Annotated in this window: 21 protein-coding genes; 10 read left to right on the top strand and 11 right to left on the bottom strand. The window is 67.1% G+C overall.

Annotated elements, in window-relative coordinates; translation table 11 throughout:
- The first annotated feature begins 1 nt into the window (after position 1).
- The gene (locus tag QEP15_RS05425) at positions 2-1,462 is read left to right on the top strand and encodes an efflux transporter outer membrane subunit (protein ID WP_152383653.1); all 1,461 of its coding nucleotides are present in this window, start codon (positions 2-4) and stop codon (positions 1,460-1,462) included.
- Between the two features lie 47 nt (positions 1,463-1,509).
- Here the strand turns inward: QEP15_RS05425 and QEP15_RS05420 are convergent, their stop codons facing one another.
- The 3 genes from QEP15_RS05420 to ytfE all read right to left on the bottom strand — a co-directional run bounded on the left by QEP15_RS05420 (position 1,510) and on the right by ytfE (position 3,730).
- Entirely contained in the window at positions 1,510-2,427 is a 918-nt protein-coding gene (locus QEP15_RS05420; RefSeq protein ID WP_280148544.1) for a DUF808 domain-containing protein, read from the bottom strand.
- Positions 2,428-2,586: 159 nt separating this feature from the next.
- A complete protein-coding gene (locus QEP15_RS05415) occupies positions 2,587-2,997 on the bottom strand; it encodes a hemerythrin domain-containing protein (protein ID WP_128827625.1) in 411 nt (136 codons plus the stop codon).
- A 61-nt stretch (positions 2,998-3,058) separates the two neighbouring features.
- A complete protein-coding gene (ytfE, locus tag QEP15_RS05410; RefSeq protein WP_152383651.1) occupies positions 3,059-3,730 on the bottom strand; it encodes an iron-sulfur cluster repair protein YtfE in 672 nt (223 codons plus the stop codon).
- 151 nt (positions 3,731-3,881) lie between these two features.
- On the opposite strand from ytfE, the gene norR reads away from it, so the two are divergent.
- A complete protein-coding gene (norR, locus tag QEP15_RS05405; RefSeq protein WP_152383650.1) occupies positions 3,882-5,411 on the top strand; it encodes a nitric oxide reductase transcriptional regulator NorR in 1,530 nt (509 codons plus the stop codon).
- 25 nt (positions 5,412-5,436) lie between these two features.
- Here the strand turns inward: norR and QEP15_RS05400 are convergent, their stop codons facing one another.
- Positions 5,437-5,694: a hypothetical protein gene (locus tag QEP15_RS05400; protein ID WP_056321647.1), complete on the bottom strand. Its 258-nt coding sequence runs from the start codon at positions 5,692-5,694 to the stop codon at positions 5,437-5,439.
- A gap of 41 nt (positions 5,695-5,735) precedes the next feature.
- Positions 5,736-5,939 (bottom strand): cold-shock protein, encoded by a 204-nt coding sequence (locus tag QEP15_RS05395; protein WP_108005367.1) that lies wholly within the window; start codon positions 5,937-5,939, stop codon positions 5,736-5,738.
- A 358-nt stretch (positions 5,940-6,297) separates the two neighbouring features.
- On the opposite strand from QEP15_RS05395, the gene QEP15_RS05390 reads away from it, so the two are divergent.
- Together QEP15_RS05390 and QEP15_RS05385 are read left to right on the top strand one after the other, a co-directional pair.
- A complete protein-coding gene (locus tag QEP15_RS05390; RefSeq protein ID WP_152383649.1) occupies positions 6,298-6,738 on the top strand; it encodes a hypothetical protein in 441 nt (146 codons plus the stop codon).
- Positions 6,739-6,880: 142 nt separating this feature from the next.
- Positions 6,881-7,480, top strand: coding sequence for a LysE family translocator (locus QEP15_RS05385; RefSeq protein WP_152383648.1), 600 nt, complete (start codon positions 6,881-6,883; stop codon positions 7,478-7,480).
- A 76-nt stretch (positions 7,481-7,556) separates the two neighbouring features.
- Here QEP15_RS05385 and QEP15_RS05380 read toward each other — a convergent pair whose 3' ends face one another.
- Together QEP15_RS05380 and QEP15_RS05375 are read right to left on the bottom strand one after the other, a co-directional pair.
- Positions 7,557-7,910 (bottom strand): hypothetical protein, encoded by a 354-nt coding sequence (locus QEP15_RS05380; RefSeq protein ID WP_226848373.1) that lies wholly within the window; start codon positions 7,908-7,910, stop codon positions 7,557-7,559.
- 77 nt (positions 7,911-7,987) lie between these two features.
- Positions 7,988-8,890, bottom strand: a complete 903-nt coding sequence (locus tag QEP15_RS05375; protein WP_142050423.1) for a LysR family transcriptional regulator — start codon at positions 8,888-8,890, stop codon at positions 7,988-7,990.
- A gap of 101 nt (positions 8,891-8,991) precedes the next feature.
- Here QEP15_RS05375 and QEP15_RS05370 point away from each other — a divergent pair, with 101 nt between their 5' ends.
- Together QEP15_RS05370 and QEP15_RS05365 are read left to right on the top strand one after the other, a co-directional pair.
- Positions 8,992-10,323 (top strand): arylsulfatase, encoded by a 1,332-nt coding sequence (locus tag QEP15_RS05370; protein WP_175156768.1) that lies wholly within the window; start codon positions 8,992-8,994, stop codon positions 10,321-10,323.
- Positions 10,324-10,364: 41 nt separating this feature from the next.
- Complete coding sequence (locus tag QEP15_RS05365; protein ID WP_175156769.1) at positions 10,365-11,333, top strand: tripartite tricarboxylate transporter substrate binding protein; 969 nt, start codon at positions 10,365-10,367, stop codon at positions 11,331-11,333.
- Between the two features lie 43 nt (positions 11,334-11,376).
- On the opposite strand, the gene QEP15_RS05360 is transcribed toward QEP15_RS05365, so the two are convergent.
- Together QEP15_RS05360 and QEP15_RS05355 are read right to left on the bottom strand one after the other, a co-directional pair.
- On the bottom strand, positions 11,377-12,117 hold the full coding sequence (locus QEP15_RS05360) for an SDR family oxidoreductase (RefSeq protein WP_280148543.1): 741 nt from the start codon (positions 12,115-12,117) through the stop codon (positions 11,377-11,379).
- A gap of 40 nt (positions 12,118-12,157) precedes the next feature.
- Positions 12,158-13,498, bottom strand: a complete 1,341-nt coding sequence (locus tag QEP15_RS05355; RefSeq protein WP_056321627.1) for a CitMHS family transporter — start codon at positions 13,496-13,498, stop codon at positions 12,158-12,160.
- Positions 13,499-13,618: 120 nt separating this feature from the next.
- Between QEP15_RS05355 and QEP15_RS05350 the strand changes: the two genes are divergently transcribed.
- From QEP15_RS05350 to QEP15_RS05340, 3 genes are read left to right on the top strand one after another with little or no spacing between them, the layout of a single operon-like run.
- Positions 13,619-14,323, top strand: coding sequence for a response regulator transcription factor (locus QEP15_RS05350; protein ID WP_152383646.1), 705 nt, complete (start codon positions 13,619-13,621; stop codon positions 14,321-14,323).
- 15 nt (positions 14,324-14,338) lie between these two features.
- Positions 14,339-15,760 (top strand): sensor histidine kinase, encoded by a 1,422-nt coding sequence (locus QEP15_RS05345; protein WP_217617752.1) that lies wholly within the window; start codon positions 14,339-14,341, stop codon positions 15,758-15,760.
- Positions 15,753-16,823 carry an ABC transporter substrate-binding protein gene (locus tag QEP15_RS05340; RefSeq protein WP_280148542.1) on the top strand — a complete coding sequence of 357 codons (1,071 nt, stop codon included), beginning with the start codon at positions 15,753-15,755 and terminating at the stop codon, positions 16,821-16,823. Before QEP15_RS05345 ends, QEP15_RS05340 begins: the two co-directional genes overlap by 8 nt.
- Positions 16,824-16,842: 19 nt before the next feature.
- Here the strand turns inward: QEP15_RS05340 and QEP15_RS05335 are convergent, their stop codons facing one another.
- Positions 16,843-17,604: an SDR family NAD(P)-dependent oxidoreductase gene (locus QEP15_RS05335; protein ID WP_280148541.1), complete on the bottom strand. Its 762-nt coding sequence runs from the start codon at positions 17,602-17,604 to the stop codon at positions 16,843-16,845.
- 23 nt (positions 17,605-17,627) lie between these two features.
- On the bottom strand, positions 17,628-18,362 hold the full coding sequence (locus QEP15_RS05330; RefSeq protein ID WP_062840600.1) for an SDR family oxidoreductase: 735 nt from the start codon (positions 18,360-18,362) through the stop codon (positions 17,628-17,630).
- Positions 18,363-18,540: 178 nt separating this feature from the next.
- Here QEP15_RS05330 and QEP15_RS05325 point away from each other — a divergent pair, with 178 nt between their 5' ends.
- Positions 18,541-19,500, top strand: a complete 960-nt coding sequence (locus QEP15_RS05325) for an AraC family transcriptional regulator (RefSeq protein ID WP_217617754.1) — start codon at positions 18,541-18,543, stop codon at positions 19,498-19,500.
- Positions 19,501-19,513 lie beyond the last annotated feature (13 nt).

The raw sequence follows: 19,513 nt of genomic DNA, 5'->3' as shown, positions 1-19,513 counted from the left end.
CATGCGCATCCCCTTCACTTTTCAACGCGTTCGGTTTGCGGCGCTGCCGCTGATGCTGGCACTGGGCGGCTGCGCCTTCGCGCCGGACAGCAAGCCGCCTGCCATGGCGCAACCCGCGCAATATGGCGTCGAGGCCGCGCCCCCCGCGGGCGCCACCGCGCAGGGCGTGGCGCAACGCTTCGAGCGCGGCGCGCACCCCGTGCCGCAGTGGTGGAAGCGCTACGGCTCCGAGGCGCTGAATGCACTCGTCGAGGAAGGCCTGGCCAACAGCCCGGACCTGGCCGCCGCCGAACGCAACCTGGCCGGCGCGCGCGAGCAATTGCGCGGGCAGGTCAATTCCTCGTTGCTGCCTTCGGTGGACGCGGGCGCCAGCGCCACGCGCAACCGCGCGCTGACGATGCCCGAACTGCCCGAACCCACGGCGCTCTTTAACGTCTTCACGGGACAGGTGCAGGCCAGCTACAACCTGGACCTCTTTGGCGCGGCGCGCTTTGCCAACACCTCGCTGGCGGCGCAGGTCGCGCAGCAGGCCTATCAGCTTGAAGCCGCCCGGCGCTCGCTCGCGGCCAACATCGTCACTGGCGCGATCACCTCGGCCGCGCTGGCAGAACGCGTGGCGCTGACGGAAAAGCAGGCGGTGCTGCTGCGGCAGGTGGCGCATGACACGCAACGCCGCTATGAATACGGCTCTGCCTCGCAGAACGACGCGCTGGCCGCCGACCAGGACGCCGCCACGCTGGAGGCGTCCTTGCCCGGACTGCGCGCGCAGTGGCACGCCACGCGTCACGCGCTGGCCGTGCTGCTGGGCCGCAGTCCGGACCAGGCGCCCCCCGACCTGGCCTTCGACACCCTGGCCGTGCCCGAGGCGGTGCCCGTGGTGGTGCCGTCGGAACTGCTGGCCTCGCGGCCGGACATCCGGGTCGCCGAAGCGGCGCTTGAGGCCGCCGCTGCGGACGTGGGCCTGGCCACCGCGCAGATGTTTCCCAGCCTGTCGCTATCGGCCTCCATGGGCAAGGGCGGGTTCTCTTGGGCCGACGCCTTGTCAGGTGGCGGTTCGATCTGGGCCATTGGCGCGTCGCTGACGCAGCCGATCTTCCATGGCGGGCAATTGCTGGCCGAACGCAACGCCGCGAAAGAACGGTACGAGGCCGCCGTTTTGCAATACAAGCAGACCGTGCTGACCGCGTTTCGTGATGTGGCCGATACGCTCTCGCGCCTGGATGCGGGCGGACAGGCGCTGGCGTCGGCGGAAGCCTCGCGGCGCGCGGCCGAACAGTCCTATCGGAACACGGCCAGCCGGGTCAAGTTGGGTGCGCTGGCGCCCTACACCGAATACGCCGCCGAACAGCATTACGTCGCTGCGCGCCTGCGCGAACTGGAATACGCCAACAGCCGCATGACGGAAACGGCGGCGCTGTTCCAGGCAATGGGGTCGCCGGTTGCCGCCGCACCGCAAAGGTAGCGATCCCGCGCGCCGGTCTTCGTGGCGCGCCGGGACCGGCTGGCGCATCAGCCTTTCTTGAAAAGGCGCTTGACCAGACTCACCGCGCCCAGCACGACCGCGCCGGCGACGATGCCGAACAGGGCATTGAGCAACGTGGACACCAGCGCGTGCACGACGCCGCCCCCGCCCACCGCGGCGGCGGCGTGTTCGATGGCCGCATGCACGGGGGGAATGCCGTGGGTCAGGATGGCGCCGCCGACCATGAACATGGCGGCCGTGCCGACCACGGACAGGGTCTTCATCAGGTAAGGCGCCGCGCGCACGATCCGCTCGCCCAGCCAGGCCACCGCGCGCGACGATTTCTGGCTCAGGTGCAAGCCCAGGTCATCGAGCTTGACGATGCCCGCGACCAGGCCGTAGACGCCCACCGTCATCGCAATGGCAATGATGGACAGCACCGCGACCTGCCGTGTGAAGTCGGCGCCCGCCACCGCGCCCAGGCTGATGACGATGATTTCCGCCGACAGGATGAAGTCGGTGCGCACCGCGCCTTTGATCTTGGTCTTCTCGAACGCGACCATGTCGACCGACCGGTTCTGCAGCGCCTCGGAGAGCGCGGCGTGATGCCCTTCCGGGGATTCGCCGTGCGACAGGAACTTGTGCGCCAGCTTCTCGACGCCTTCGTAGCAAAGAAAGGCGCCGCCCAACATCAGGAGCGGCGTGATCGCCCAGGGTGCGAAGGCGCTGATGAGCAGCGCCGCAGGCACCAGGATCAGCTTGTTGATGAAGGAACCCTTGGCCACCGCCCAGACGACGGGAAGCTCGCGGTTGACGGGCACGCCGCTGACCTGCTGGGCGTTGAGCGCCAGGTCGTCGCCCAGCACGCCCGCCGTCTTCTTGGCGGCCACCTTCGTCATGACGGAAACGTCATCCAGGATGGTGGCGATATCGTCGAACAACGCGAAAAAGCTGCTTCCGGCCATCAAGATCCCCAGGCGCCTAATAAGGTGCTCCGAGTGTACAGGCGGCGGCCGGCGGATTCATGCAACCGAGCTGTCGGTTTTCATTCCGTTTGTGTCCGGATCGGGGCGGGTTGCGCGCCGTGCGCGCCGCCGCGTCTGAAGCGTCTGGCGGGTCTGGCGCTACATCGCCTCGATGCGGGGATAGAGATCGCGGTTTTCGCGCTGCATGCGCTCGTGCACCCGGCGCAGCACGGTGTTGGCGTCGTCGCGAAAACCCCGCTCGTCCAGTTCCAGGCTGCGCGCATTGTTCCAGCGCTTGGCGAAGCCTTCGTAGGCGGCGGCGATGGCGTCCATCTCTTCCTGGAATTCGCGTCCCTTTCGCGCCAGGTCGGCGTCCGCGCTGCGCGCCACTGCGGGATACAGCGCGCGGTCCTCGACCGCCAGATGCAGTTTGATGGTGGCGCTCATGGCGACGATGCCCTGGGCGATCTCGGCCGCGTTGCGCGCCACGCCGGCAAGGGCCAGCTTGCGCAGCGACGCGATGCCTTCAAGGATATCCACGTGCTGCTGCTTGAATTTGTCGATGTTCATACGGACCTTCCCTGCTGATGCCGCGGGGCCGGCAGGCCCCGCCCTTCCTTGCCGCGCGCCGTCAGGCCGGCGCGCGCGCTCCTGCGTTCTCGAAGAGGATGTTGTTTTCCAGGTGGATGTGCGCCATCAGATCTTCCTTGAACTGGCGAATGCCCAGGTAAAGCGCGCGCCAGGTATTGCAGGCCGCACGCGGCAGGGTCACGTTGTTGGTCAGCGCCATCAGGCGTTCGAGCGCCACGCCGTGGTCGTCGTGTTCCGTGCGCATGACCATGATCGGCATGGTGGCCATGGCGCCGTGGCCGCGCGCCAGCATCGGGAACAGCACCTGTTCCTCTTTCTGCATGTGGCTTTCCAGTTCCTGCTGCATGGCGCGCAGGTGATCGGCCAGGCCCGCCGGGCAGTCCGGGCTGTCGGCGTGCACCTGTTCCACCTTCAAGGCCAGGCGAATGAGTTCCGGCAATTGCTGACGGTGGACCTCGTGGTAACGCGCCAGGATGTGATCGACCAGCTCGGCCGGCGAAGCGAGCCCCCAGTCCGTTTCCTGCGAGGGGTTCTGCGCCAGGGCGATCAGGCGCGCCTCGATCTGCGCGGGATCCAGCGAACGCTGGGCTGCCGCCTCGGCCAGGCTTTTCTTGCCGCCACAGCAGAAGTCCAGTTCGAATTCGTGAAACACCTGCGTGGCGCCGGGAATGCTGCGGGCCAACTGGCCCAGGGATTGCTCAACCATGCTCATCGCGTCTCTCCATAGATCATGACGGTGCTCCTCTACTTGCGAAATCCGTGCCAGGAAAAACTTGCGATTTATCAACCACCTGCGTTTTAAAGGGTAGATATCACCCTTCGGCGGTAGGGTTCTATTCACCTTGCAACGGTAGAATTCACCCATGCAAAATCTCCTGCTTGCCGACCTGGTCGCCGACCTGCCGCCCGCCATTCGTCTACAGCGCCTGGTCTCCAGCCTTCGAACGCATTTCCGCTGCGGCGCCGTCGCGCTGCTGCAGCTCGAAGAAGATCATTTGCGCCCCATCGCGGTGGACGGTCTGACGCAGGACGCCCTGGGCCGCCGCTTCGCCGTGCAGCAGCATCCGCGGCTGGCGGCCATCCTGGCGCGGCGCGGCGTCACCTGTTTTCACCACGACAGCACCCTGCCCGATCCCTACGACGGACTCATCAACGGCATGGCCGGCGAACCGCTGCCCGTGCACGACTGCATGGGCACCAGCCTGCACATCGAAGGCAAGACCTGGGGTGTGCTGACGCTGGACGCGCTGGAGGTCGGCACGTTCGACATGGAGGCGCAGGCCGATCTGCGCGACTACATCGTGCTGCTCGAAGCCGCGCTGCGCACCACCCGCCTGGAAGCCGAGATCCGCGCCCTGCGCGTGGCGCGCGGGCAGGCGCCGGCGGACAGCGCCGCGCCCGCCGCCAGCGAGATCCTGGGCCAGAGCGAGTCCATTGCTCGCCTGCTGCACGAGATCGAAGTCGTGGCCGATTCGGAATTGCCGATTCTGCTGCTCGGCGAGACGGGCGTGGGCAAGGAATTGTTTGCGCGCCGGGTGCACGGGCTGTCGCGCCGCCGCGACCGGCCGCTGGTGCACGTGAACTGCGCCGCGCTGCCCGAGTCCCTGGCCGAAAGCGAATTGTTCGGCCACGCAAAGGGCGCGTTTTCCGGCGCGGTGGCCGACCGGCCCGGCCGCTTTGAAGCCGCCAACGGCGGCACGCTGTTCCTGGATGAAGTCGGCGAACTGCCGCTGCTGGTGCAGGCCAAGCTGCTGCGCACCCTGCAGAACGGCGAGATCCAGCGCCTGGGCGACGACCGTCCGCGGACGGTGGACGTGCGCATCGTGGCGGCCACCAACCGCAGCCTGCGCGACCTGGTGCGTGCGGGCGATTTCCGCGCCGACCTCTACCACCGGCTGTCGGTCTATCCGATTCCCATCCCACCCCTGCGCGATCGCGGCAATGACATCCTGCTGCTGGCCGGCCGCTACCTGGAACTGAACCGCGCGCGCCTCGGGCTGCGCAGCCTGCGGCTGTCGCCGGAGGCCGAGGAAATGATGCGCCGCTACCGCTGGCCCGGCAACGTGCGCGAACTTGAACACGTCATCAGCCGGGCGGCCATCAAGGCGGTCAGCCACGGCGCGAGCCGCAACGAAATCGTCACGCTGGGCGCCAAGCTGCTGGACCTGTCCGACGGCGACATGCCCGGCGCGCTGGAAGACGATGCGGATGAAGCGCCCGCCCGCCAAGCGCCGGCGCAGTCGCTACGCGACGCGGTGGACGCCTGTCAGCGGCAGGTCATCCGCCGGGCGCTGGACACCCACGACGGCAATTGGGCCGTCGCCGCGCGCGCGCTGGATGTTGACCCCAGCAACCTGCACAAGCTGGCGCGGCGGCTGGGGTTAAAGGGCTGAAGCGTGACGCCGCGTTGGGCGCAAATCAAGCAATCCGGGCGTGCGAATCGACCACCAGACGACCGTGGGTGATTGCGGCGTCGACCGCCATTCCGGGCGTGGCAACAAACCCGCCGGCAACGAAAAGCGGCACGGCATGGGGCTCGCCAAGCCGGTCCTGATCACCCGCCAGTTCCACTGCCACGGTGGCGGTGAACGCTGGCCGATGCGCGTTCCCGACGGAAACCCGGGAGACGCTGGCGGTAAGCCGATAGCCCTTGTAGACCATATTGTTCTGATACATGGGACCTCCAATGTTCGGCGGCAGGCCTTGCGGCCCGCCACTCACAGCGCGCGGATCTGCGTCGCGTGAGGGCCCTTGGCGCCTTGCGCGGTCACATAGCTGACCCGCTGGTTTTCCAGGAGCACTTTGTGTCCGTCGCTGACGATCTGCGAGAAGTGCGCAAACAAATCCTTGCCGCCGTTCTCGGGCATGATGAAGCCAAATCCCTTGGCATCGTTGAACCACTTCACAATTCCGGTTTCCATTGACGCTTTCCTTTAAATGCGGACAGGCCGCGTAGGGAGGCCTGTCAAGGAAAGGATCGCGAACAATGAGGCGCCCCGCAAAGGGTGCAAGACCGGACGAAAATCACGATGCTCGAAAAGCTTCGGGACCACTATGGGTGCCGGGCCGGGGGAAGTCAACGCGCTTTGTGCTTATTGCGTAACCAATCAACTCAATCCTCGGGACGGCCGCGAAAAGCGCGTATGCTGGCCGCGTGGTGCTTGAAACGCGCGTTGCCTCGCCGTATCGCCATGAGGAGCAAGCCGTGATCAACCATCGCCAGAACGTCCCGCCCATCCCCCGCCCAGGCCAAGTCACCGCGTTGACCGCTGACGCCACGTGAGCCTGATCGGCAGGTCCATCGCCCGATTCGCCAAAGCGTGCGTTAAGCGCCTTCCCCCAGCGCCGGCCCCGTCCCGTGGCCCTGTCGAATCGGGACGCGATCGGCATCCGCGCCACGCCGCGATTTCATCGCCCTGGCGGATCTACCGCATCTACGCCCGCCCTGGCCATCTGCTGTTGCGCAACGAACAAGGCCAAATCCTGGATCTGGGCGTGATGAAAGGCGCCGAACCCAATCTCCGGTACCGGCTCTTTGCCCGGGACCTGCAAGGCAGGGGGTTCGCCACGCGCACGCAATTGCTTGACGACATTGCGCGGCGCATCGAGGCCGGGGAAGTCAGCCAGGAACTGCAGGTCCTGCCCGCCTGGGACAGGCCGCTGGGCGCCGATCTGGACCGGGGCACGCACACGGATGTGTCGATGAAATTCGCACGCTAGCCGGATATGCTCGCCAGTCCGCTGATGCAGGCCGACGTGACGGGGTTCGACGCACCCTCGCGCTGACGCGTGAAAGGCAATTGCATTCGGTAACAGGGCCGTGCTACAAGACGGCCCTTCCCTGTCATCCCTCGCCCGAATCATGTACACAGCCTCGACCGCCAGCCTGTTTATCGCCGGCGTCGCAGTCATTCTCGCCATGCCGGGCCCGACCAATACGCTGCTTGCCGCCGCCGGCCTGCGCCAGGGCTTTCGCCAGTCCGCGCCGCTGACGCTGGCCGAGCTTGCGGGCTATCTGATTTCAATCACGGTGTGGGGCCGCTTTCTCGGTGAAGCGGCGCAGGTGCTGCCCTGGTTGCCGGGCGTAGTCCGGGCCACCAGCAGCCTGTACATCGCCTGGCTCGCGTGGCGCATGTGGCGCGCGGCCAGCGCCGTGCCTTGCGCGGCCAAGCAAGTGATCGGCATGCGCACGCTGTTCGTTGCCACGTTGCTCAACCCGAAGGGCATTCTGTTCGCCAGCGCCATCTTTCCCGCACTGGCTTTCCAGAACTTGCCCGCGTATCTGACGGCGATGGGCGTCTTTGCGCTGCTGCTGGTGCCCATCGGCCTGGCCTGGGTGCTGTTTGGCGCGACGCTGGGCGGCGAACGGATGAAGTGGATCGATCCGGCAAAAATGCAGCGCGGCGCGTCGATCGTGCTGGGCGTGTTTTCCGCGACACTGGCCTGGTCGGTGTTTCGCTGAGCACATGTCGCACCGGCTTGAAAACCCATAGGATCCCTCGGGCGCGGCGGACCGAGCCCGCCCGCCGCCGCGGCCATCAGCCCTTGGGCATCTCGCGCTTCAAGCAGGCATTGACCACCTCGGTCACGCTCTTGCTCAGCCTTTCGCTGTCCGGCGTGGCGCTTTTGGTCGCCAGCAGTTGGTCCAGCTGCTTGAATTCTTCGTACGGCACGGATTTCTGCAAACCGTCGACCATGCAATTGCAATAACTGGCGGCCTTCGCGTCCACTTCCGGCGAGGCCTGGACCCGGGACTTGAAGCCCGCGACGCACGAACTATAGGTTTCGCGCTGGACCTCGGGCGGATAGGCCTCTTTCTTGCCGCACGCGGCAAGCGCCGCCAACGACATCAGCCCCACGCCCGCCGCGACCCGCAATGACGTTCCAGCCATGAGCCCCGCTCCTGATGAATTGAAAGCGGACCATTGTGGCATAGGCGAAACCCGCCATTGCGCCCCAGCCGCCGTGCTCAGCCCATGCCCGCTGCGCAATCCAGGATGGCGCGCCGGAATTCATGCATCAACGGCGACCAGGCGGTCCCCTGCCGCGAAATCAGCGCAATGGCGCGCGGCAGCGGCCGGCCCAGCGCCACCGGCAGCGCGACGACGTCCGCCTCAGCCTCCAGCGCGCTTTGCGGCAGCAGCGCCAGCAGGTCCGTCTGCGCCAGCAACGCCAGCGTACCCTTGGAAAAGTGTTCGACTTCCAGCGCCGCGGCGGGCAATGGCAGGTTGCTTTCCGCGTACCGCGAATCCAAGGCCTTGCGGGCAATCGAGGAAGGCTTGGGAAGAATCCACCGCAGGTCCGCCAGATCGCGCAACGCCAACTTGCGGCGCGCGGCCAGCGGATGATGACGGCTGGCCGCCACGCACAGCCGGTCTTCCATGATCGGTTCATGGTGCAGGGTCGAAGGCACGTCCGCATAGATGGGCGTCACCGCCAGGTCCAGCTTGCCGCTGGCGACCTGCTCGTTCAGGTCATCGGATAGCCCCTGCGTCAATTGCACCCGCAGCGCCGGTCGGCGCGGCAGCAGGTGCCGCATCGCGGGCATCGCCACGCTGTCGATGGTGGCGCCCGTCACCCCGACGCGCAGCAATCCCGCCTGCCCCACGCGCAATTCCGCCGCGTGACGCATTGCGTCCAGGTATTCGGCCCAGAGACGCTTGGCATGGTCCAGAAACACCAGTCCAGCCGACGTCAGGCGCAGCCCACGGCCGCTGCGGTCCAGCAACGCAAGACCCGTATCGGCTTCCAGCCGCTGCAGCGACTTCGACAGCGCCGGCTGGCTGACGCCAAACGACGCCGCGGCGCGTTCCAGGTTGCCGTACTCGACGGCGGCCAGGAAATACTCGATATCACGCAGCGACAGATTCATAACCAAAGTTCATTCATTTACGTACTTTCAGGAATATAACGGCCACCCTGCCCTCCTAGAATCCTGGGATCAACCCGAGCATTCACCGAGGCGAGAGCACAATGGAACACAAGCCGAACATCGTCTTGATCGTGGCCGACAACCTGGGATGGGGCGAACTTGGCTGCTACGGCGGCGGCGCCCTGCGCGGCGCACCCACCCCGAACATCGACCGCCTGGCCGCCGAGGGCCTGCTGCTGCAGAACTTCAACGTCGAAAGCGACTGCGTGCCCACGCGCTCGGCGCTGATGAGCGGCCGTCACCCCATCCGCACGGGCTGCCTGCAATCCGTGCCGCCCGGCCTGCCGCAAGGGCTTACGCGCGACGAGATCACGCTGGCGCAACAACTATCGGGCCAGGGCTACGCCACCGCGCATTTCGGCAAATGGCATCTGGGCGACATCCCCGGCCGCTATCCCAGCGACCGCGGCTTTGACGAGTGGTACGGCATTCCGCGCACCACCGACGAAAGCCAGTTCACGTCGTCGATCGGCTTCGATCCCTCGGTGGCGGACATTCCGCACATCATGCAAGGCGAAGCCGGCGAGCCGTCGGAGAACGTCAAGGTCTACGATCTGGATACGCGGCGCGGCATCGACGCCGAACTGGTGGACCGGTCGATCGGATTCATGCGCAAGCACGCCGAGGCGGCGCGCCCGTTTTTCTTGTATCTGCCGCTGGTGCATCTGCACTTTCCCACCCTGCCGCACCCCGACTTTGCCGGGCGCACGGGCGCGGGCGACTTTGCGGACTCGATGGTCGAAATGGACCACCGCGTCGGCCAGATCGTGCAGGCCGTGGACGCGCTGAACCTGCGCGATGACACCGTGTTCATCTTCTGCAGCGACAACGGCCCTGAATACCGCAAGCCTTATCGCGGCACTGCAGGGCCCTGGAGCGGCACCTACCATACCGCCATGGAAGGCAGCCTGCGCGTGCCCTTCATCATCCGCTGGCCCGGCCGCGTGCAGCCGGGCCAGGTGTCCAACGAGATGGTCCACGTGACCGATCTGTACACCACGCTGTCCCGCATCGGAGGCGCCGGCATTCCGCAGGACCGGCCCATCGACGGCATCGACCAGACCGACTTCTTTACCGGCGCCAGCCCGAAATCGCTGCGCGAGGGATTCCTGTTCTACATCAAGGGCGACCTGCGCGCCGTGAAATGGCGCGACTGGAAGCTGCACTTCTACTGGGAGCCCGAGGTCAACGAGGGCAAGGGAAAACTGGAATCCCCGTATCTGTTCAATCTGATTCAGGACCCGAAGGAGGAAAGCGACATTCTCATCTTCAATACCTGGGTGCTCGGCCCCATCCTGAAAATGGTGCAGGCGTTCAACCAGTCGTGCGCTGAACATCCGAACACGCCGCCCGGCAAGCGGGATCCCGGCTGAGCGCAAGACGAATCACCGATAGCAGAAATCAAGGGGAAAACATGAAATTCGCTATCCAATGCTGCGCGATGCTCCTGAGCATCGCCCTGCCCGCCGCGGCCGCCACGGCGGCCGACAGCAATTCTCAATGGCCTGCCAAACAGATCACGTGGGTGGTGGGCTTCGTGCCCGGCGGCACGGCGGACGTGCTGACCCGGATCGCGGCGCAGGAACTGGCGCGCCAGACCGGCCTGAATGTCATCGTGGAAAACCGTCCCGGCGCCTCGGGGGCGATCGCGCTTCAGCTGGTTGCGCGCAGCAAGGCCGCCGACGGCTATCTGATCACCGTGCCGGGCCCGCTCATCTACCCCACGCCGCAACCCGACATCGGCCACGAGCTGGCCCCCGTGATGCTGATGGCGCAAGGCCCCATGGTCATCGTCGGCCCCGCCCGCAACGCCAAGAACAGCCTGCAGGACGTGCTGGCCGACGCCCGCCGTCAGCCCGATGCCTGGAGCTATGGCAGCTCGGGCAACGGCACCTCGCAGAACCTCGCGGGCGAATTGCTGAACCAATACGCCGGCACCCGCATCGTGCATGTGCCATACAAGGGCGGCGGTCAGGCGGTGGCGGACGTTGCCGGTGGACAGATCCCGCTGGCCATCCTGGGATCCGCGCCGGTCATGCCGCAGATCAAGTCCGGCGCGCTGAAGGCTTACGCCGTGACGACGCCCTACCGCCTGGACAGCCTGCCCGACGTGCCCACGGTGGAGGAATCGGGCTTCAAGGGCTACGCCGCGACGCAATGGTTTTCAGTGGCGGCCAGCAATGCCATCACGAGCGAACAGCTAGAACCCATCAACGCCGCGCTGCGCGCCGCGGTCGCCACGCCCGCGTTCAAGGCGGCGGTCGACAACGCCGGCATGCTGGCCGGCGGCGGCTCGCGGGAAGACCTGCTGAAGTTCATCCAGGCGGACAACGCCAAGTGGAAGGCCCTGATCGACAGCGGCGCGGTGAAACTGGCGAACTAAGGGGCTGGCGAACTAAGGGGCTGGCGCACTGCGGGGCCGGGCATCAGCTCATGTACACGCCGCCATTGATGGCGTAGTTGGCGCCGGTGACGAACGCCGCCTCGTCCGAGGCCAGCCACGCGCTCAGCCCGGCCAGATCCTGCGCGGTGCCCAACCTGCCGACCGGCACGCTTTCGACGATGCGGTCCAGCAGCGCGGGCGGGAAGGCGCGGACGGTGTCGTCGGCGATGAAACCCGGCGACACCAGGTTCACCGTCACGCCGCGCGCCGCGACTTCCTGCGCGAGCGAACGGGTGAAGCCGATGACGGCGCCCTTGGCGGTCGCGTAGTTGATCTGGCCGATCTGGCCTTTTTCGGCCGCCACCGATCCGATGTTGATGATCCGCCCCCAGCCTCGGTCCGCCATGCTGTCGACGACCTGCTTGGTGCTGTTAAAGAGCGTGTCCAGATTGCTGCGCAGGACGGCCGACCAGTCGGCGTGGCCCATCTGCCGAAAGCGCATGTCCAGCATGGACCCGGCGTTGTTGACCAGCACATCGATCTCGCCGACCTCGCGGCGGACCTTGGCGAACGCGGCCTCGGTCGAGGCCCAGTCGGTGGCGTCGCCTTCCGAGGCGATGAAGTCGTAACCCAGCGACTTCTGTTCCTTCAGCCAGTGGTCCTTGCGGGATGAGCGCGGACCGCAGCCGGCCACCACGCGATGGCCGGCGCGGTGCAGCGCCTGGCAGATCGCGGTGCCGGTATGGCCCATGCCGCTGGTGACGTACGCAATGCGCAAAGCCATGGTGCTTCCTTTGAATGTCGTGCGGCAGGCGCCGCGGGAATCAGGCGGCGGCGCCGACCAGCGGAAACAGGCCGAACGCCAGCGCGGCCGCCAGCATCACCAGGCAGACCATCGTGGCCCACTTCAGCGAATAGCGCTGGTGATCGCCGAATTCCACCCCGGCCAGGCCGACGAGCAGGTAGGTCGACGGCACGAGCGGGCTGAGCAGATGGACGGGCTGGCCGATCAGGGAGGCGCGCGCCATTTCCACGGGCGAGATGCCGTAGCCCTGCGCCGCTTCGCTCAGGATGGGCAGCACGCCGAAGTAGAAGGCATCGTTGGACATGAAGAACGTGAACGGCAGGCTGACCAGCGCGGTGATGCCCGCCAGGTACGGTCCCAGCGCGTCGGGAATCACGGCGAGCAGGCTGCGCGACATGGCTTCGACCATGCCGGTGCCCGACAGGATGCCGGTGAAGATGCCCGCCGCGAAGATCAGCGACACCACCGACAGCACGTTGCCGGCATGCTGCGCCACGCGGCGGCGCTGCTCGGCCAGGTTCGGGTAGTTGATGATGAGCGCAACCGCGAACGCAATCATGAACAGCACGGGTAGCGGCAGCACGCCCAGCACCAGGCTCACCATCAGCGCCAGCGTCAGGCCCGCGTTCACCCACAGCAGCTTCGGACGGCGCAGGTCGTGATCCACTTCGATCTCGGGCAGGTTCTTGGGGCCGTCCTCGTCGTACCCGGCGTGCAGGGACGCGCCATCGGGCAGCGACAGCACACCGAGGCGGCGGCGCTCGCGCAGGCCCAGGAAGAACGCCAGGATCAGGATAGCCACGATCGCCACGCCCATCACCGGCACCAGCGGCACGAAGATGTCGCCCGCGTCCACATGCAGGGCGCTGGCCGCCCGCGCGGTCGGGCCGCCCCACGGCGTCAGGTTCATGACGCCGCTGGCCAGCATCGCCAGGCAGGTCATGGACAGCGCGTTCATCTTCAGGCGCCGGTACAGCGGCAACATCGACGCCACCACGATCATGTAGGTGGTCGACCCGTCCCCGTCCAGCGAGATCACCAGCGCCAGCACGGTCGTGCCCACCACGATCTTGAGCGGATCGCCCTTCACCGCGCGCAGGATGCGGCCGACGATGGGGTCGAACAGGCCCGCGTCGATCATCACGCCGAAGTACAGGATGGCGAACATCAGCATCACGCCGGTCGGCGCGATTTTGCGGATGCCGTCCAGCATCATCTTGTCGATGCCGCCGCCAAAGCCGCCCAGCAGCGCAAAGATAATGGGGACAAGGATGAGGGCGACCAGCGGCGAAAGGCGCTTGGTCATGATCAGCGTCATGAACGTGATCACCATGCCGAAGCCAAGCAGGGTCAGAAGCATGAGGGTTATCTCCAGCTAGTTGTTGTTATGTGCTGCCTCCGGCGGGGGGAAGCAGGATCGCAAGACTAGGAAGAAAAGCTGTCTGGAACCTGTCGTTTTTTGCTATGCGACAATCGCGCCATGCGCATTCTGGTAATCGAAGACGACGAGGATCTTTCCGACGCACTCGTGCGCCGGCTGCGCCGTCTTGGCCACGCGGTCGACAGCCAGAATGACGGCCTGAGCGCCGATGGCGTCCTGCAGTACGAGACCTTCGATCTGGTCATCCTGGACATCGGCCTGCCTCGCATGTCGGGCTTTGACATCCTGCACCGGCTGCGCGACCGCGGCAGCAAGACGCCCGTGCTTGCGCTGACCGCGCGCATCGACATCGAGGACCGCGTTCATGCGCTGGATACCGGCGCGGACGACTACCTTGCCAAGCCTTTCGATTTCCGCGAACTGGAAGCCCGCTGCCGCGCGCTGCTGCGCCGCCCCAGTCCGCAGGCCACGGGCGTCGTGCGATTCGGCGACCTGGTCATCGACAGCGCCGCGCGGCAGGTGACGCTGGCGGGCCGGCGCATCGAGCTGCCCAAGCGCGAATTCAGCCTGCTGGAAATCCTGCTGGCCGGCATGAACCGCGCCGTCAGCAAATCGGAAATCGCGAACAAGCTGTTCGCCTTCGATGACGACGCCGCGCCCAACGCCATCGAGGTCTACATCGCGCGGCTGCGCCGCAAGCTGGAAGGCTCGCCGCTGCGCATCGAAACGCAACGCGGCACCGGCTACCTGCTGACGGCCGCCGGCGGCGCGCAGGACGAGCCCCCTACCCCGCCGTCACCGTAGCGGTCCCGCGCCACCATGATCTGGCCGCGCCCCGAGCAGCCTCGCCGCATTTCCGTCCGCCGCCGGCTGCTGACCGTGCTGGGGATGCTGTTCGCGGCCGGGCTGGCTGCGATCTACCTGCTGCTGCGCGGCTACGCGCACCAGACCGCCGACACCACCTACGATCAATTGCTGCGCGCGTCCGTGCTGTCCATGTCCGACAGCCTGCAGCTCGTGCAGGGCGAGTGGCAGATGGACATGCCCTACGCGGCGCTTGCCCTACTGGAGCAGGCGCCGCGCGATCGCGTGTTCTACCGGGTGGCCTCGGCGCGCGGCGCGCTGATTTCCGGTTACGGCGACCTGCCCGCGCCGCCCGCGCGCGGCAACGCCGACGCCAGCACGCCGCAGCTTTACGCGGCCGAATACCAAGGCGAACCGGTGCGCGTCGCGTGGATGGAACGCAAGGTGGCGGGCCCGCAAGAGACCGAAACCGCGATCATCCAGGTCGCCCAGACACGCGAGGCGCGCAACGCGCTGGCCGAACGCATTCTGTGGCAAGGCACGCTGGCGCTGATCGGCTTTACCGCCGCCGCGCTGGCGCTGGCCTATTGGGGATTGCAGCGGTCGCTCTCGCCGATCCAGCGGGTCGAGCGCGAGCTGGCTGGCCGCTCGGCGTCGGACCTGCATCCCATTGCGGCGCCGGTGCCTGAAGAGCTGGACATGCTGGTCCAGTCGCTGGACGGCTTCATGGCGCGGCTGTCGGAAAACCTGGACACGCTGCGCCTGTTCATTGCCGAGGCCGCGCACCAGCTGCGCACGCCGCTGGCCGCGCTGCATGCGCAGATGGAAGTCGCGCTGGACGAGGACGACCCGATGGAGCAGCGGCGCAGCCTCGCGGCCGTGCTGCGCAACGCCGAAAAACTGTCGCGGCTGGTCAACCAGCTGCTCAGCGACGCCAGCGTCATCCATCGCAGCAACGTCAGGCAGTTCCAGCCGGTCGACGTGGCCGAGCTGCTGAGCCAGGCCGTCTACGACACGGTTCCGCAGGCCGATCCCCAGCCCGACGTCCGGCTGCACCTGCCGTCCCCTGGCGACGAAACGCCCCGCGTGCAGGGCGACAGCCTGATGCTGCGCGAAGCGTTCAAGAATCTGATCGACAACGCCTTGCGCCACGGCGCCAACGAGGACGGCTACATCGACGTTCGCCTGGAACGGCATGACGGCGGCTGGCGCATCACGGTGTCCGATCAGGGGCCGGGCATCCCGCCGGCGCTGGCCAACACCGCCTTCGAACGCTTTGCGCGCGGTCCCAATCCGCGCGCGCCCGGCGCGGGCCTGGGCCTGTCGATCATCAAGCGCGTCGTCGACATCCACGGCGGCACGCTCAGCCTGAGCAACCGCGTGGGCGGCGGGCTGGACGCCGTCATCACATTGCCTGGAGGCCCCGGTCATGCGTGACGCCCTGACCTTCCTGCGCGGCCTGGCCGCAAGCGCCGCGCTGACGCTGGCCGCGATCGGCCACGCCGCCGAAGTCAGCAGCAGCGGCCTGACCCTGGGCCCCGCCGACAGCAGCAACGTGCTGGTCGTGCATGCGTCCAACAGCGTGCAGGTGTTTCGCGGCGTGCTGGAAGACTTCAGCCGGCTCAACCCCTCCGTGCGGCTGGAGTACACCGAGCTGTCCACGCAGGAGCTCTACCGCGAGACCGTGGACCGCGCGGCGAGGTCGCCCGGCGTTCCGTCCGGGCCCGACATCGTCATCAGCAGCGCGATGGACCTGCAGACCAAGCTGGTCAACGACGGCTACGCCCGCGTGCACCTATCGCCGCAGACGCGCGCCCTGCCCGGCTGGGCCAACTGGCGCGACGAGGTCTTCAGCATCGGCACCGACCCCATCGTCATGGTCTACAACACGCAAAAGCTTGACGCCGCGCGCGTGCCGCACACCCGCCGCGAACTGCTGTCGCTGCTGCAGGCGCCCGACCAGCCGCTGGCCGGCCGCATCTCCACCTACGACGTGCAGGGCAGCGGCATCGGCTATCTGGCGGCCACGCAGGACACGCGGCTCGACAGCATGGCCGGCGCCCTGCTCGCCGCCTTTGGCCGTAATGGCGTGTCCATCCACGAGTCCACCGAACATGCGCTGGACAAGCTGGAAAGCGGCGAGGTCACGCTGGCCTACAACCTGCTGGAATCCTATACGCGGCACCGCATCGACAACGGCGCGCCGCTTGCGATCATCTACCCGCAGGACTACACGCTGATGCTGTCGCGTTCGGCCATCATTCCGCGCCAGGCGCCGCGCGGCGACCTGGGCGCGCTATTCCTGGACTACCTGCTGTCGGCGCGCGGCCAGGACGCGCTGGCCCGGGAATCCGGCATGCGCCCGGTCAGCGCCTCGGTCGTGCCCTCGGCCGGCGTCCGGCCGGTGGCGTTGGGCGTCGGCCTGCTGGTGTACCTGGACCCGCTCAAGAAACGCCACTTCCTGGACCTGTGGCGCGCGGCGATCTTCCCGCCGCGCTGATACCGCGCCGGCAGCCGGTCTAGCGCAGGGCGACGCTCATGCCGCCGTCGGCCATCACCACCGCGCCCACGATGTAGCTCGCCTTCTCCGAGGCCAGGAACGCAATCACCTCCGCGATCTCGCGCGGCTCGGCGGCGCGCCGGATTGGCGCGTTGCGGCCATGCTCGGCCAGGAACCTCGGCCCGTCGGCGTGGATATGGTTGGTGATGTTGGTGACCACGTCGCCCGATCCCACGGCGTTCACGCGGATGCCATGGTCGATGGCTTCCAGCGACAGCGCGCGGGTCAACTGCGCCAGCGCCCCCTTGGACGCCGCGTAGGCCGCGATCGTCGGAAACGCCTGATAGCACGCGTAGGATCCGACGTTGACGATGGCGCCGCGTCCGGCCGGCGCCATCACGCGCATGGCCTCGCGGGAAAACAGGAAGGCGCCCGTGGCGTTCACGGCCAGGATGCCGTTCCAGTCGTCCAGCGTCATGTCGATCACCGGCTTGTTGATGATGATGCCGGCGTTGTTCACCAGAATGTCCAGCCGGCCGAAGCGGTCGATGGCGGCCGCCACCGCCTGCACGGCGCTGTCTTCCTTCGCAATGTCGGCCACCAGCGGTTCGACGCCGGGCCGGGCCAGCGCGCGCACGGCCTCGTCCCGGTCCACCGCCACGACGCGCGCGCCCTGCGCATGCAGGAGTTCCAGCGTGGCCAGGCCGATGCCGCTGGCGGCTCCGGTCACGATGGCCGTCTGGCCGGCAAAGGGTTGCGACGCGGAAATCGTTGTCGTCATGATGGGATTCCTTATGGTTGGGTTCAATGCGGGCTGGCCGTCGGGCGCACCACCACTTCGCTGACGTCCACGTCATCCGGTTGTTCGATGGCGTAGGCAATGGCGCGGGCGATGGCGTCCGGGTGCAGGGCGACGCGGCGGAACGACTGCATCGCCACGCGCGCGGTGTCGTCGGTGATGGTGTCGGCCAGTTCGGATTCGACGACGCCGGGGCAGACCACCGTCACGCGGATCTTGCTGGTCTCCTGGCGCAGGCCGTCCGAAATCGCGCGCACCGCGAATTTGGTCGCGCAGTACACCGCAGCCGTGGGCGACACGCTCAAGCCGCCAATGGAAGACACGTTGATCACCTGCCCGTGCCCCTGGCGTTCCATGCCCGGGAGCACCGCGGCGATGCCATGCAGCACGCCGCGGATGTTCACGTCGATCATGCGGTCCCACTCGTCCACCTTCAGCGAGGACAAGGGCGACAGCGGCATGACGCCCGCGTTGTTGACGATCACGTCCACTTGCCCGAAAGCTGCCTCTGCACCGCGCACGAAGGCCTGCATGTCTTCGGCGGATGTGACGTCCAGCGCGCGGAACGCCGCCGTGCCGCCCTTTGCCCGAATCTCTTGCACCAGCGTTTCCAGGCGGTCCGTGCGCCTCGCGCCTACATACACGCGGTGGCCTTGGGCGGCCAGCAACCGCGCTGCCGCCTCGCCGATCCCGCTGCTGGCGCCGGTGATCAGCACTACTTTGGATTGCCGTTCTTGCATCGAAGTCATGGTCGTTCTCCAGGTTGTTTTCCGTGACTGAAATGCTACGGACCCGGCTGCCGCGCGCGAATACCCGCGTCTATCGCACCTTTGCCTATTTCTATCGCCCGCCATGTTCCCGCCGGGAAGACGCCGGTAGAATGTGCCGCACCGGAACCGAAACACGGGATGCCCCCCCATGACGCTGCCGTCCAGTCCGCAGTCGCGCGAAATGATTGCCCTCATCGAACGCCTGGCGCCCAACGAGGGCTACAGCCTGTCCGCGCTGGACGGGGTGCGCTTCATGCGCTCGGACCGTCCGCTCGGCCGCACGCCGGTCCTGTACGAACCCGGCATCGTCATCGTCTGCCAGGGCCGCAAGCTCGGCTTCCTGGGCGATGAGGTCTACGTGTACGACGCGCAGCACTATCTGGTGCTGTCCGTTCCCCTGCCCTTTTCCACCGAAACGCAGGCCAGCCGCGAAGAACCCTTGCTGGCCGTGTCCATCCGGATGGACCTGACCACCGTGGCGGACCTGGTGGTGGCGATCGACGCGCTTGCCGGTGGGCGCTCGGGCGACGGCCAATCCGGCGACGCGCCGCTGGGCATTGCTTCCACCCCGTTGTCGATGGAACTGGCGGACGCCACCGTGCGCCTGCTGCGCGCGCTGAGCAACCCGCTGGATGCCGAGATCCTGGGCCCGGCGCTCGTGCGCGAGATCTGCTTTCGCGTCCTCACCGGCGCGCAAGGCGACGCCCTGCGCGCCGCGCTGGCGCACCCGGGCCGCTTCGGCCGCGTCGCCCGGGCGCTGCGGCGCATCCATACGGACTTTTCACAACCGCTGGACGTGACGCACCTGGCGCAGGAAGCCGGCATGAGCGTGCCGGCCTTCCATGTCAATTTCAAGGCGGTCACGCAGACCTCGCCGATCCAGTACATCAAGTCCACGCGCCTGCATCACGCGCGGCTCATGATGATCCGCGACGGCCTGACGGCGGCGTCGGCCTCGGCGCGCGTGGGTTACGAGAGCGCCTCGCAGTTCAGCCGCGAATTCAAGCGCTTTTTCGGCCGCACGCCCATCGAGGAAGTGCGCGACATGAAGGCCTCGTTCGCGCTGTCGCCCGCGGCCGCCATCGGAGATTTCGCGTCCCGGCATTGAGACGGGCGCGGCG

It is taken from the genome of Achromobacter mucicolens, from assembly GCF_029866465.1.
In the GTDB taxonomy this organism is placed as follows: Bacteria; Pseudomonadota; Gammaproteobacteria; order Burkholderiales; family Burkholderiaceae_B; genus Achromobacter; species Achromobacter mucicolens.
Note: the sequence above shows the minus strand (reverse complement) of the source record. Positions and strands in the feature narration are given on the sequence as shown.